The organism is Lysinibacillus sp. FSL M8-0134 (genome assembly GCF_038069745.1).
In the GTDB taxonomy this organism is placed as follows: Bacteria; Bacillota; Bacilli; order Bacillales_A; family Planococcaceae; genus Lysinibacillus; species Lysinibacillus irui.
This window is the reverse complement of the sequence record NZ_JBBPAJ010000001.1, coordinates 871465-885163: the sequence shown is the minus strand read 5'-3', so window position 1 is coordinate 885163 and position 13699 is coordinate 871465. Positions and strand designations below refer to the sequence as shown.

At 38.2% G+C, this 13699-nt stretch carries 14 protein-coding genes; 2 read left to right on the top strand and 12 right to left on the bottom strand.

The genetic code is table 11. From position 1 onward, the window contains the following. Positions 1 to 40 precede the first annotated feature (40 nt). The 11 genes from MKY49_RS04315 to MKY49_RS04265 form a co-directional block, all read right to left on the bottom strand. Positions 41 to 2263, bottom strand: coding sequence for a penicillin-binding protein (locus MKY49_RS04315; protein WP_341385675.1), 2223 nt, complete (start codon positions 2261 to 2263; stop codon positions 41 to 43). Further along, a complete protein-coding gene (gene ftsL, locus MKY49_RS04310; RefSeq protein ID WP_274795860.1) occupies positions 2260 to 2631 on the bottom strand; it encodes a cell division protein FtsL in 372 nt (123 codons plus the stop codon). The genes MKY49_RS04315 and ftsL overlap by 4 nt, the downstream gene beginning before the upstream one ends. Beyond that, positions 2632 to 3582: a 16S rRNA (cytosine(1402)-N(4))-methyltransferase RsmH gene (rsmH, locus tag MKY49_RS04305; RefSeq protein WP_341385674.1), complete on the bottom strand. Its 951-nt coding sequence runs from the start codon at positions 3580 to 3582 to the stop codon at positions 2632 to 2634. It lies immediately after the preceding gene. Positions 3583 to 3643: 61 nt separating this feature from the next. Continuing rightward, positions 3644 to 4075 carry a division/cell wall cluster transcriptional repressor MraZ gene (gene mraZ, locus MKY49_RS04300; RefSeq protein ID WP_312506807.1) on the bottom strand — a complete coding sequence of 144 codons (432 nt, stop codon included), beginning with the start codon at positions 4073 to 4075 and terminating at the stop codon, positions 3644 to 3646. Between the two features lie 253 nt (positions 4076 to 4328). Beyond that, a complete protein-coding gene (gene bshC, locus MKY49_RS04295) occupies positions 4329 to 5945 on the bottom strand; it encodes a bacillithiol biosynthesis cysteine-adding enzyme BshC (protein ID WP_341385673.1) in 1617 nt (538 codons plus the stop codon). A 374-nt stretch (positions 5946 to 6319) separates the two neighbouring features. Further along, entirely contained in the window at positions 6320 to 6715 is a 396-nt protein-coding gene (locus tag MKY49_RS04290) for a DUF3397 domain-containing protein (protein ID WP_312506808.1), read from the bottom strand. Next, positions 6712 to 7614, bottom strand: coding sequence for a ketopantoate reductase family protein (locus MKY49_RS04285; RefSeq protein ID WP_312506809.1), 903 nt, complete (start codon positions 7612 to 7614; stop codon positions 6712 to 6714). Before MKY49_RS04285 ends, MKY49_RS04290 begins: the two co-directional genes overlap by 4 nt. Before the next feature lie 355 nt (positions 7615 to 7969). Beyond that, positions 7970 to 8347 (bottom strand): transcriptional regulator, encoded by a 378-nt coding sequence (locus tag MKY49_RS04280; RefSeq protein WP_274795853.1) that lies wholly within the window; start codon positions 8345 to 8347, stop codon positions 7970 to 7972. A 110-nt stretch (positions 8348 to 8457) separates the two neighbouring features. Continuing rightward, on the bottom strand, positions 8458 to 9225 hold the full coding sequence (locus MKY49_RS04275) for an enoyl-CoA hydratase/isomerase family protein (RefSeq protein ID WP_312506810.1): 768 nt from the start codon (positions 9223 to 9225) through the stop codon (positions 8458 to 8460). 163 nt (positions 9226 to 9388) lie between these two features. Further along, positions 9389 to 9562, bottom strand: coding sequence for a 50S ribosomal protein L32 (rpmF, locus tag MKY49_RS04270; protein ID WP_004224819.1), 174 nt, complete (start codon positions 9560 to 9562; stop codon positions 9389 to 9391). 24 nt (positions 9563 to 9586) lie between these two features. Next, a complete protein-coding gene (locus MKY49_RS04265) occupies positions 9587 to 10120 on the bottom strand; it encodes a YceD family protein (protein WP_274795851.1) in 534 nt (177 codons plus the stop codon). A gap of 166 nt (positions 10121 to 10286) precedes the next feature. Here MKY49_RS04265 and MKY49_RS04260 point away from each other — a divergent pair, with 166 nt between their 5' ends. Then, positions 10287 to 11498, top strand: coding sequence for a nucleotidyltransferase (locus MKY49_RS04260; protein ID WP_274795850.1), 1212 nt, complete (start codon positions 10287 to 10289; stop codon positions 11496 to 11498). Between the two features lie 82 nt (positions 11499 to 11580). Here the strand turns inward: MKY49_RS04260 and MKY49_RS04255 are convergent, their stop codons facing one another. Beyond that, a complete protein-coding gene (locus MKY49_RS04255; protein WP_274795849.1) occupies positions 11581 to 12627 on the bottom strand; it encodes a SepM family pheromone-processing serine protease in 1047 nt (348 codons plus the stop codon). 118 nt (positions 12628 to 12745) lie between these two features. Between MKY49_RS04255 and MKY49_RS04250 the strand changes: the two genes are divergently transcribed. Further along, entirely contained in the window at positions 12746 to 13645 is a 900-nt protein-coding gene (locus tag MKY49_RS04250; protein WP_312506812.1) for a hypothetical protein, read from the top strand. Positions 13646 to 13699 lie beyond the last annotated feature (54 nt).

Sequence of the window (13699 nt, the reverse complement as noted above, 5' to 3'; positions counted from 1 at the left end):
TTTTTACAACGTATGAAATAAAGTGGACTTCTATTCAATGTTATTCATCATCTACTTCTTCAACTTCACCCTCGGAGGCAGCTTCAACGTCTTGAACGAAGCTTTCTGCAGGTGTTTTAAGCTTCACAACGATCGGCGAACTATCTGTGATGACAGTTCCAGCTGATACGCTTTGACTTGCTACAAAACCTTCACCGAAAATCTCCATCTCTAGCCCTGTCATGGATTTAAAAACAAGTAAATTTCGTAAGGACCAATTCGTGAAGTCTGGCAATGTTATATCACCATCCGTCTTTAAAAATACAAAACTACCTTTTACAAGTTTCTTTGTATCTTTTGGATATTGATCTATAACTTTACCACCATCACCCACAACGATTGGTTGTAATCCATCATTCGCTAACTCTACTTCAAGTGCTTCAGCACTTTGGCCAGTATAATCTTGGATACCAACTTTATCCACATGCTGAATATCATCTGGATTGATGTTAAGGTGCTTTAAGCTATTTAACATAACTGGATTAAAGACTTTAGACACTGGTACTGAGCCAAGCTCATTGTTTAACTTAGGTTTTTTCACTGAAACATACATGATTAACTGTGGATCATCAACAGGAGCCATTCCTAAAAATGAATATAGGAATTGGTTAGCACCCCATGAATAAGAGCCATCTGCTCGAGGAATTTGCGCTGTCCCTGTCTTCCCAGCAACTTCGTAATCCTCTAGTATAAAATCCTTTGCTGTCCCATATTTTGATGTTAATGTGGAGGCAAGAATTTCTCGTACTTGTTTTGCCGTATCAGCTTTAATTGGTTGTCCTTTTTCAACAGGTTCATGATTTTGAATAACCTTTCCTGTTGAAGAATCTACGATACGGTCGATAACATACGGCTGCATCATCTTACCATCATTCGCAATAGCCGTCATTGCTTGAATAAGCTGAATTGGCGTGACTGTTGAACCTTGTCCGTACGTTGTTGTTACGCGTTGAATTGGATATTTAGATAAAATTGTCCCCGTTGCTTCGTTTGGCAAATCAATGCCTGTTTTATGACCGAAGCCAAAGCGATCTAAATATTCAATGAAAACTTCATCGCCAATTAATTTTAATAAATTGGCCATGGCCGTATTCGATGAACGCTGGAATCCCTCTAAATAAGAAATTGTCCCCCACCCAACTTGATTATGGTCACGAATAGTACGGTCGAGTATAGTATATGAACCTGATTGGTAGGGAGCATTCGGTGCCCATGTATTTGTATCAATAGCTGAGGCGAGCGTGAATGTTTTCATCGTGGAACCTGGCTCAATCGTTTCTTCAATTACCTCATTTAGCCACTTCATATTTTGACTTTCACGTGTTTCTGGGTTAAATGTGGGACGCTGTGACATCGCTAAAATTTTCCCAGTTTTAGGATCTGCTACTACCGCGGTCATGGACTCAGGATTATACTCCTGTTCAACCTTCGTCATCGCCTCCTCTAAAAAGCTTTGGATCGTTTTATCGAGTGTTAAATAGATGTCGTCCCCATTTTTAGCTGGCGTAATCATTTTCTCGCTATTTGGTAGTAAGTAACGGAAAGCATCCGTCTCATATTCAACCTTGCCATTAACGCCAGTTAGTTCTTTATCGTACGTATATTCTAGTCCCATTTCTCCCTTTGTTGTCACCGTGCCATCTTTATTATCCTTTTTCAGTGCATAGCCTATTAAATGTGAGGCAAACACTCCATTTGGATAATAACGTTTTAGGTCACTAACAAATAGAATTCCCGGTAGTTTTTCTTTCTTTATTTTACTCATAACCTCGTGACTAATGCCGCGGCCTGCGCTTCCAAACTCCACTTGATATAAAGGTTTTCCATCACTTCGATAGCGATTGTTTAGTTTCTTAACAACCTCTTCCTCTTTCATTGCTGGAATATATTTAGCTAAAACCTTTGCTGTTTTTTCAGCATCAACAACATGTCTTGGTTTCTTTGGGTCTGTGGTTGCCGCTTCATTTACGATAGCAACCAAGCGATAGCTTAACGTATCTTCCGCAATTACTTGACCACTTTGATCATAAATCTTCCCACGATTTGCTGTAATAACACTTTCCTTACCATACTTTGCTGCCGCTCTCGCTGCAAGCTCTTGTCCTTCTACTTCTCCTGTCGCTTGAATTGTTACCATTCTTGTGAATAATACAAAAAAGAGCCCTCCATAAAAAATTAATAATAGAAAGGCTCCCCATTGGAATCGAAATCTCTTTTTTTTCATTCTCCCGGCACTACCTTTACATTTTTCTCATTTTGAGTTAAACCGAGTTCTTTTGCTTTTTTCCAGATATTTTCGTATGTAGAAAGTTCACTTACACGAACCGTTAAGTCAACATTCTGTTTCGCAATCTCTTCTGCTTCTGATTCGATCTTTTGAATGTCCATACTTGTTGTTTGAATAGCTGCTTGGTTATTTAATACTAGCACTCCTAATACAGCGATAATGCCAACTAAAACTAGTAGCATTGTTTTTTCAAACTTCTGGTTCGTTTTTTTACGACGTATGATAGTGGGTTGTGGACTAGGTGGTGTTATCGGTTGTTGCACTTGTTGATGTTGGTGCTGTTGCCTTACACGAACTGCTGCCATTTACTCACGCCCTTTGTCGTTAATTTTTTCCACCACTCTAAGCTTCGCTGAACGCGCACGATTATTTACTGCCAATTCCTCTTCTGAAGGAATGATTGGCTTTCGTGTAATAAGCTTTAAAGTAGGTTTCATGTCATCAGGAATTACAGGTAAATTTGGTGGTAATTCCGGTAATGATGACGCTTCCTTAAAGATTGTCTTACATAGGCGGTCCTCCAATGAATGGAACGTAATGACACTAATGCGCCCCCCTACGTTAATCATATCAATCGCATCGACTAATGAATCCTCTGCTGCGCCTAGCTCATCATTTACAGCAATTCGTATTGCTTGGAAAATGCGCTTTGCTGGATGTCCACCTTTTCGGCGTGCCGCTGCTGGAATACCCTCTTTAATCAGCTCGACTAGTTGACCAGTAGTTTCAATCGGTGCTAGTTTACGGGCCTCCTCAATTTTACGAGCCACTTGCTTCGAAAATTTTTCTTCCCCATATCGGAAAAATATCCGTACGAGATCTTCGTATGCCCATTGATTGACAACATCAAATGCTGTAAGTGTTGCCGTTTGGTCCATACGCATATCGAGTGGTGCATCATGGTGATAGCTAAAGCCTCGCTCAGGTGTATCTAATTGTGGAGAAGATACGCCTAAGTCATATAAAATACCGTCAACTTGATCGATACCATGAGCCAATAGCTCCTCTTTTAAATAACGGAAATTCGAATGAATAAATGTCACACGCTCAATATAGGGCGCTAATCGAACCTTCGCATTTTCAATAGCCGTCATATCCTGGTCAAAGCAAATTAAACGGCCATTATCTGATAATTGTTGTACTAAATATTCACTGTGTCCTGCACCGCCTAGCGTACAGTCCACATATACACCATCAGGATCGATGTTCAACCCATCAACAGTTTCTTTTAATAACACGGTTGTATGATCGAACATACCACACGCTCCTTTCAGGCCTTAACCTCATACAACATTTGCGTTGTAATACCTATCAAAGTTAAAAATCAAAGCCAATCATATTTTCTGCAATTTCATTAAAAGATTGTTCAGACTCACTAAAGTAAACTTCCCAAGCATCTTTAGCCCAAATCTCAATTCGATTTGAAACGCCTAACACCACACACTCCTTGACAAGATGTGCATGTTGCATAAGTGTTGTTGGGATATTGATGCGCCCCTGCTTGTCTATTTCTACCTCTGTTGCTCCAGAAAAGAAAAACCTTGCAAATGCACGTGTATCTTTTTTGGTCATTGGTAAACCTTTTAATTTTTCTTCGAGTTTTCGCCATTCATTCATAGGATAGCCAAATAGACAGTTATCGAGACCTCTTGTAACAACAAACGTTTCGCCTAAAGCGTCACGAAATTTTGCCGGTACGATTAATCGCCCTTTCGCATCAACGGAGTGTTGATATTCTCCCATGAACATACTACTCACCCCACTTTATTAAATAATGTACCACATCCCCCCACTTTCCTCCACTTTTTTTAAAAAAAACTTGACATTTTATCGCTTAATATGCAATTAGACCTTTAGGGAAATATACGACATATGCTAAAGGACATAAAAAAAGAGCTACCCATAGTAGGATAGCTCTTTAAATACTACTTTTTCAGACATCATTCATCATATCCACATGATATCAAATAATCACTTAGGTAAAAAGCACCTGATATTACGTTTATAAATAAAGTAAATAGTGGTGTTTACCGATGCTATAATTTTGCTTTAGCATTTCAGTTATTAACATAGGTCCAAACTCATTGAAATATTGGTATGGATTATAGGTTCTCTCTTGGAAACCATCATTTGGGTACAACTCATTTTGCAATGTCGTGAATTTACGAATAGTCGTTTCATGCTTACTTAGTACAGTTTGTTCAATTTTTTGCTGTAGGTAATCAAATTGCTTCGCATGATTTTCTTGATTTTTCTCAAGGATTTTATCTAAATGCAATTGTTGTTTCTCTAAGTAGGATGCTAACTCCTCATACTTTTCAGTTAATAATTGCTGCATGTCATGAATTTGACGCTTCGCTTCACTATCCTGAACATCTGCAATAAAGCGTTCTTTCAATTGCAATGCCTTTCCTTCCCAAACGTCTGAAACCGTTAGTTGATGCTCACGTAACAACTGTTCTACATGTCTTGTAACAATTGTGATATGAAGACGTGGTGCAAAAATTGGCATTTGTAGATCTAATACCTTGAATGCATTTTTCAGTGTAGCCCAATAGGCCAATTCACCAGGTCCTCCAACAAACGCTAGGACAGGCAGTGCCATCTCCTGCATCAAAGGACGAGTCACTACGTTATTACTTAAACGTTCAGGGTGCTTTTCTGCAATATCTAGTAGCTCTTTTTGTGAAAACTTGATGTTCGCTGCTAAATTAACAAACAGCTCATTTTTCCGTTCTAAAAGATGACGTTCTCCATCTTCCACATAGAATAAATTGGCTGCTTCAACTGTTGCCAAAATAGGCTTCCCGTAACCTGCTTGCTCAAGCTCTTCTTCCTTTTCGGTTACTACTCTAGCAATTTCTTCATTGTTTTGAATAATTTGTGCAAAATATTTACTTTCAAATTGGCGGAAATGGAAGTCAGCAGCATCAATTAACAACAAGCCTTCTTCTTTGAACAGTTGATTCATTAAACAAACAAAGAAATCCGTAAATGTTTCACTATCATTTAATGCGTCCACCAATTGTTTAATTAGCGCTTCCGTAAACTCCGTTTCACCAATATCTCGAACAATTGTGTTAATCAATTGTGTCATCGCTTCTTTGTTTAACGTTGTTGCAGACGCCATCGTCTTACGTCTAGATCGCTCACTGTATGCACGCTTTTTCAGAAGTTCTCCATGAACTGTATACGTGTGATTAATTTCTTCTAAATCATGATCTTCTCCGGCTATCCAAAAAACAGGGATAACAGGCTGTTGCAGCTTTACACTTTGCTCTTTGGCTAATGCTATCACTGAAATAGCTTTATGAACGGAGTAAAGAGGGCCAGTTAAGATACCTGCTTGTTGTCCACCAACTACTACCATAGCTCCTTGCTCTAGTTGTTCTAAGTGTTCGTTCGCTTTTTGGGATAGCCCAAACGGCTCCATAAATTGTCGGATGATAGCTGTTAATTCTTTTTGATCACGGGCATGTTGGGCTAAATGCTTCGCTCGATCCTCAAAAGCTTGATCATTATAATCATATTCAAAAAACTGATGAATAGCAGTATTTGGCGACCAGTAATCTGCTAGCACATGATTTTTTATAGGTACTTGGATAGACTCCAGTTTCATTTATCATAAACTCCTCTACTCACTAAATCATTCTTACTTGGAACGAGAAATTATTCCATTCATACTATGCACATAATCCCAATTCGGTTTTTCCGAACTTGCTCGAAAAATACTTTAGGCAACATAATGTGGATACACCTTATGCCAGAGAACGAGTATCTTAAAAGCTCCCTCTAAGAAGGGTACCCATTCCTGTTCATTCGGTACAAAAACATACAAAAAAATTAAATTTAATGTTTTCACCCAATACTATGCTTCTAGCACTAAGGTGTATAAATGCAATGAATATTCCCATTCATACAAAATGATTTTTTAATAACTATTTTCAATGCTACTATTTTAACGCTTATAGCTTCAACATGAAAAGAAAATGCTTAGACTACATGTAAATATTCTATAATGGATTGAATAACGCCTACGATACAAATGACTACGTATGCTGTACTAAGTATTAAAAACAAAAAACGCCAAATCTTCTTTAATAACGGCCTCACTTCTAGTTCCTTTTTCGTTCGCCAATCAATATATGTAAAAATCATAGCCATCATTAGTGCAAGAATCACTAAAAGTGCTCCTACATTCACACGCCACAACACCCCAATAGCTAAGGGGACCGAAAAAAACAAACACAATGTCGTAACATCAGAGGCTGCTCCAAAAGCATGTGTGCCACGAATTTTAATTTTTCTACCTACGAGATAAACAATAACAAAAAGAACTATTGGACAAAAAATAATGATACTAATCACGATATGTAAAAGGTCTTTCAACTTCTTTCACCGCTCTCCTCTAGTGCAAGTACTTGGTGATATAAAGTACGCAAAGTTGGCAAATGATGACCCTTTGCCAATGCTTTGTTTAAAATGACGCCAACTATTGTTTCAATTTCACTTTTTCTACCCTGCAGGCGATCCGCCAGCATAGATGATGTATTTTCGGCTGTTTTCCTACATAAGTCTACCACATCACCAAAAGATATGGAGTGTTCCATGTTTTCAAACGCTTCAGTAAGCTCTTGATAAATATTTTCCATCAGTAAAAACGCTTGTTTATTTGTTACTAACTCCCCGTTGTTTAATTGTAGTACAGCAGTTAAAGGATTAATCAAACTATTAAGTATGGCTTTGTCAAAAAGCATTTGCTCCGCATTACTAACCATTTCAACAGGAAACAAAGAACAATGTAATTGAAGTAACTTCTCAAAGGTGTGTTGTTTCCCTCGTTCTACAGCAATTTTACACAGTCCTACTCCTCTATGACGAACCGTGGTTTGATCTACCCTTTGAGCACCAAAGGACACAGAGCAAAAGGCAATGTTTTTTTGTGGTAAGTTTAACACTTCCTCAAAATGCGCTAATCCATTTTGCATAAATAATAACGGTATATCACTTGGTAATAAAGCTAATTGTTTATAGAGCTGTTGCAAATGACTATATTTAACAGCAATCACTAGTAAATCTTGCATTGGAAGAGAAGTCAAATTTGTTGTAGAAACAATATTTTGCACAGTTTTAGTTCCGTCCACGTTGATACGTGTCAACTTTTTAGTATTTAGCTCATTAACCTGCTCCTGTCTTCTCACAACCAATGATACCGATGTACCCGACTCAGCTAAAAAACTTGCTGTTAATTGACCAACTGCTCCGGCACCTATTATGGCCACTTTCATTTTTTTCACCCTTTCTATCTCAATGTGTACTGTCCTCTGAGTCACTTCTTATGATAACGGTTAACTAAACTATGTCTTTCACTACCCTGAGATTTCAGAACCATTAAATCAGGCATCGTCATCCACTCAGGACATGGTGATTGAACGCTACAAGTGCTCCTCTTTCGGACAAAAGAAATTTCCAAAGCCAAAATAAAACGATAAGAATAAGGTGCCCTAGATTAGATCTAAGGCACCTTAAACATTGGTTCTTTTATTATACAGGATTGTTTGATTGTTGACGATATACAGAAAGGGTTTTACCTCCAGAAAAGCAATGAATTTCATTGTTTAAAAATGCCTCACACCTGTCACTTTAATCTTTCATCAATGAATAGCCTTGCTGTAGCCATTTCACCAATTTCTCATGCTCATTTTGCAATTCACGATGCTTCATTTCAAGCGTTTGATAAGCCTCAGTTAATTCGTCAAAACTTGTCAATGCCAATTTCAAGTGACTTCGCATAGATTGTTGCGGCTGATTTCGCACAGCTAATAGCGACTGACTATATTGACCACGTAATGTTTTATTCCAGCGGAAACCACATGCTTGTTTTGTACGACCTAGTTCTGCAGCCGCCATTTCAAAGGCTTCTAGCTGCGTTTTACCATTTTGCACATTATGCAAGACAATCTCTGCTAGTCTTTCATCGTCTTCCTTTGTCCATTGATCTTTTCTTTTTTTCAATTCCATAATCTATCACCCTCGCATTTTTTACTACTATATGCAGTAACGAGCAAAATAGAATCATTGCATGAAAAAAGACAGTGATCTTGATTTCCTCTTATCACTGCCTCTATACATTACTTATTATTATTCTTTGTCAAGAAATTATTAACTGCTTGGTGGTGCGCGTCACTTTCCCACAACTTTGCACATGTCCGAACTTCCTCCATTACACGCTCATACATATTGCGTTCACGCCACTTCCGAAGTTCAATTTCTTTATACGCCTTATGAACAGAAGGATGGATTTTACGCATATGTTCAATAAAATCATCCAACGCTTCTTCTTTCGAGCCTTCAAAAACACGCATAGCCCACCCTATCTCATATAATAGCTGTGCGGGATATGGCTTTGCATCTACAAGCATCTTCATCGCACGATCATGGCGTAATCCCCGCTCAAATAAGTATGTACCACCACCCCAACCACTTGTAATCGCTAAGGTCCCTTGAATAAAGCCACACTTCGCATGACTTGCCACTAGACGAAAATCACAGGCTGTAGCAATCTCACAACCACCTCCAACAGCAGTACCATTTATAAGAGCAATAGTCGGCACCGGCAGTGTTGCAAGTTCATATAATATTTTCCCCATCTTACTTAACATACCAAATGCCTCATCTTCTGTTTCTAACGAATGAAACTCTGATAAATCCCCACCAGAACAAAATGATTTATCACCAGCACCTGTCACTACTAAAAATCGGACATCTTCATGCTGACGAATATATGTAATGACTTCTTGAAGACCATCCATAACCTCATCATTAACCGCATTCCGCTTCTCTTCACGATTAATTGTAAACGTCATAATGCCCTCAGCATTATCAATTTTATAAGACATATTGTTACCCCCTCTGTTTCAATGAATAAATTGTATCATACAATTATTTTACTATTGTAAAGAACTTCATAATCAACAAAATATTCCGTCTTTTTAAGCCAACAAAAAGGCTAGTAAAGAGCCATGGTCTCTCTACTAGCCTTTTAAGTGAGCAAACACTGTATTATTTGCTAACTACTTCTTTACCTTTGTATTGTCCGCAAGCTTTGCAAACACGGTGTGATAATTTAGCCTCACCACAGTTAGGGCAAGTTACCATACCAGGTACAGATAATTTGAAATGCGTACGACGCTTTCTTTTTGCAGTTTTAGAAGTTCTTCTAAATGGTACAGCCATTGATGGCACCTCCTTACAGATCGTCTATTCGTCTGTTTGATCAAAATACTTAGCTAAAGCAGCTAGTCTTGGATCCACTTTTTGTTCATCAGCTTTTTTGTGTAGCTCTACGTCTTCATCTGTTGCATAAGACCAATTTTTACCACCATGCATTTGTCCTTCAGAATTTTCTTTGAACACTTGCATTGGTACCTCAAGTAAAATTAATTCCTCAAGAACTGGTTTCATGTCGATGACTTCACCGTCAATATAGTGAATGTCTCCGTCATCGTCTCCTCGCTTATCTTCGTCAATCCAGCTAAAAATTTCAACTGTCTCAACTTCGATAGGAAACTCAACATCCTCCCACGTGCGAGCACATGGAAGTGTTAACGTCGCTGTCACTGTTAACTGACATGTCATTTGCGATGCACCAAAAGTACATAGCCCTTTTACATGAACGGGCGAAATTGCTCGAATATCCTGGTTTCGCTCCATCACTTCATCCAGCTGGACAAAGGCATCGATTGGCATCCCGTTTTGGCGGTATTTAGATAATTGATGAATTGACCATTTCATTCGTTTAATCACCTCGAGACAACACTGTTGATTATATAATGTGTAAAAATAGATGTCAAGATAATTTCTTGTCACCACTTTAAAACCCACCTATAATTATATACTATGAGAAGTGTATTTGCTCCTACAGTTTTAAATAAAGACACAAATTATAAGGGGGAAAAGCATGCAAGCGGTTGGAATTGTTGTTGAATATAATCCTTTTCACAATGGACATGCTTATCATTTAAAACAGGCTAAAAAAGTAGCACAGGCGGATATCGTCATTGCAGTGATGAGCGGAACATTTTTACAACGTGGAGAACCTGCCATGGTTGATAAATGGACACGTACTAAAATGGCCCTTGCTGGCGGTGTGGATATAGTGATCGAGCTTCCTTATGTCTATAGTACAGCACCTGCCTCCGATTTTGCAAAAGGCGCTATTTCTTTATTAAGCGCTGTTGGCTGTGAGTCGTTTGCCTTTGGTAGTGAGAATGGTTCTATTCAACCGTTTTTGAACACTTTTGAGCTGATTGACCACAACCGTTCAGAATATGACATACTTATTAAAGAAAGCCTTAAAACAGGTGCAAGCTATCCTAAAAGTCTACATTATGCCTATGAACAGCTTTCTCAGAAGTTCCCTGCTCCATACATCGATCTTGCTCAACCAAATAATATTCTGGGCTTTCATTATCTTGAAGCAGCCAAGTCACTTGGGAGCCATATTAAACCACTAACAATTCCTCGCATCGCAGCAGGCTATCATGATGTTTTAAAGGAAGATTCATCGATCGCCAGTGCAACGGGTATACGTAAAGCTCTTGCGTCCACAAGTTCTTTACAGAGTGTACAAAATGTTGTCCCAGAGTCCACTTTTGACTTTTTAGCTGATTGGTATAATAAATATAACCATTTTGCAAGCTGGGAAAGATTTTGGCCATTATTGCAGTTCACTATAATAAGACATACACCTTCAGAACTCACTCGTTATGCAGAAGTAACAGAAGGTATTGAAAATGCCATAGTGAAGGCAGCCAAGACCAGCAATTCTTTCAATAGCTTTATGGAAAAAGTAAAATCCAAACGTTATACATGGACTCGTCTTCAACGTATGATCACACATATTTATACTGGCTTTACAAAAGAACAGCTTCAAAGTTTTGAACAGCCAACCTTTATTCGATTACTAGGCATGAGTTCTAAAGGACAAGCTTATATAGGTAAGCACAAAAAGGATATTGAGTTACCTTTAATTAGCCGAGTAGCAGCTACCAATGATGCGATGTTAGCTATCGATATTCATGCTGCAGAGCTATACAATTTAAGTATCGAACAAGGAACAAAGGATCGCCCCCTACCTAAGGACTATCAAACCCCGCCTATCCGTTGTTAACTATTCCAAAAGATTTTTACATCAAAAAAACACCCGAACTATTCTGTGAAGCTTTCGTTTCGAAATAGTTCGGGTTTAGATTTTATTTTGGCTGTAGCTGCTTTAAATAGTCGATGGCATCATCTACCGTTTTCACAGGAACGATTTTCATTTTGGTTTTGATTTCTTTTGCCGTTTTTACAGCAGTTGCATAATTAGATTCTAGCTCTGGATATTTCGCCTTCATTTCTTTAGAAATTTCATCATCTGGCGCAAAGAAGATTTCCATGCCATCTCGATCAGCTGCAATAACCTTATAATCAATTCCGCCAATTCTACCTACAGAACCGTCTATTAGCATTTCACCAGTACCAGCAATTGCGTAGCCTTTCGTTAAATCTTCATCAAGAAGCTGATCCAATATTTCAAGCGTAAACATCAAACCAGCTGAAGGCCCTCCGATATCCTCCGTTTTCATCGTTACTTTCGGAATTGTTTCGATAGATTTGCTTTCTGTATAAGATATCCCTAAACCTGCTCTATGTTCTTGCGTATTAGGGATTTCCTGCAACGTAATGGTCTCCTGTTTGCGTTCTTCATTACGTTTAAATTGAATTGTTACCTTATCTCCAAGCTGCTTAGGCTTTAAAAGGTCAACAAGCATTTGCTGGCTCGTTATTTTTTGACCGTCAACCTCGATAATTTCATCCCCAGCTTTTAAAATACCGTCCGATGCTCCGCCATCTAACACATTTAATATAAATACGCCATTAAAATGCACCTTTGTCTCTAACCCAGCCCTTTGGAAAGCTACATATTTCGCATTAAACTGAGAATCAGACATTAATTTTAACTGTCGAATATTATATTCCTCATCATCTTCTAAAGGGTTTCGTACTTGCTCCATATCCATTAGTTTTTGATATTTTTGAACTTTTGCCCATAAATACGAAAACGGTGTGGCTTGCTGCATCGCGACAGTCATTAAACTTAATGATCCCAAACTATCTGCCTCTTTGCTATCGACAGTTACAAATTTACTGACATCATAGGCACTTCCGGGTTTCATAATATACGCGTCTAGTCGGTATAACATCAAAAAACAAATCACGACTAACAACACTGCATAAATTCCAATTTTTTTCTTCACTACTAAACACCTCCTAGGACGCTTGCAAAACCATACGTTCATGTTTTTGCCATTCTCACATATATTGATTTTAGCATTTGCCTATGTGAATGACAAAAAGTTGAAACGAGTTGATAACATGTTTGCTACAATTCAAATAGCGCTCTGCGTAATTCTCATTCTCTTACTCTTGTTATTCCCACAAACCGCTCATAGTGGTACTGATTTAGGCTTAAATCTTTTCATGGAAGCACTTTTTCCATATTTACTGCCATATCTCGTGTTAACACAATGGCTTCTGCGTTTAACGGCTCCTATGCGAACAAAAACAAAAAGAGCCTCTTTATACGTACAAGCCTACATTATTAGTGCACTTGGTGGCTATCCAACAGGCGCGACAACCATTGTATATTTAAAAAATAGTGGTCAATTACACACAAAAGAAGCAAATTTTTTACTTGCTGTTTGTCATGCACCAAGTCCATTGTTCGTTCTAGGTTTTGTAAGCCTTGATTTACTAAACAGTAATACGTTTGGATGGTTGTTTTTATGTTTACTACATACTTTTAATATTTGTTGCTTAGTAACAGGCTATTACTTATTTCGCAAAACGGATCCACCTAGTATATCCGTACACAACACACCACTCTATAGTGCTCCTTTTTCAGAAAGTATTAAAGAAACCGCTCCAACAATACTGTTAGTTGGTACAACCATCATCTTTTTTACAACGATTCAGACCATCGTACAGGAGGGCTTAGATCAGCTAATACCAAAACTACCTTATACGGTCGAACTTTCTATTGCAGCTATCCTCGAGGTGACAAATGGCCTTAAAATGACGGTTACTGCCTTTCCAGACTTTCCGTATATCACTTTATTAGTGGTGATTTTATTAACCATGCAAAGTATCAGTATTCACTTACAAATCTTTGTTATCGCAAAATCAGCAAAACTATCTGTAAGACCTTATATAAAATTCCGCCTCCTTAGCATAATCATTGTGCCAACTATTTATGCTCTATTTTTTCTGAAATAACGATAGCTTTCACTAAAGAAAAAAGAGGATGTCATTTTTTTGACATCCTCTCAA

Excerpts from the sequence above, each read along its gene's own strand:
- MKY49_RS04315 (WP_341385675.1), bottom strand. The coding sequence starts at position 2,263 with ATGAAAAAAAAGAGATTTCGATTCCAATGGGGAGCCTTTCTATTATTA.
- ftsL (WP_274795860.1), bottom strand. The coding sequence starts at position 2,631 with ATGGCAGCAGTTCGTGTAAGGCAACAGCACCAACATCAACAAGTGCAA.
- rsmH (WP_341385674.1), bottom strand. The coding sequence starts at position 3,582 with ATGTTCGATCATACAACCGTGTTATTAAAAGAAACTGTTGATGGGTTG.
- mraZ (WP_312506807.1), bottom strand. The coding sequence starts at position 4,075 with ATGTTCATGGGAGAATATCAACACTCCGTTGATGCGAAAGGGCGATTA.
- bshC (WP_341385673.1), bottom strand. The coding sequence starts at position 5,945 with ATGAAACTGGAGTCTATCCAAGTACCTATAAAAAATCATGTGCTAGCA.
- MKY49_RS04285 (WP_312506809.1), bottom strand. The coding sequence starts at position 7,614 with ATGAAAGTGGCCATAATAGGTGCCGGAGCAGTTGGTCAATTAACAGCA.
- MKY49_RS04280 (WP_274795853.1), bottom strand. The coding sequence starts at position 8,347 with ATGGAATTGAAAAAAAGAAAAGATCAATGGACAAAGGAAGACGATGAA.
- MKY49_RS04275 (WP_312506810.1), bottom strand. The coding sequence starts at position 9,225 with ATGTCTTATAAAATTGATAATGCTGAGGGCATTATGACGTTTACAATT.
- rpmF (WP_004224819.1), bottom strand. The coding sequence starts at position 9,562 with ATGGCTGTACCATTTAGAAGAACTTCTAAAACTGCAAAAAGAAAGCGT.
- MKY49_RS04265 (WP_274795851.1), bottom strand. The coding sequence starts at position 10,120 with ATGAAATGGTCAATTCATCAATTATCTAAATACCGCCAAAACGGGATG.
- MKY49_RS04260 (WP_274795850.1), top strand. The coding sequence starts at position 10,287 with ATGCAAGCGGTTGGAATTGTTGTTGAATATAATCCTTTTCACAATGGA.
- MKY49_RS04250 (WP_312506812.1), top strand. The coding sequence starts at position 12,746 with ATGTTTGCTACAATTCAAATAGCGCTCTGCGTAATTCTCATTCTCTTA.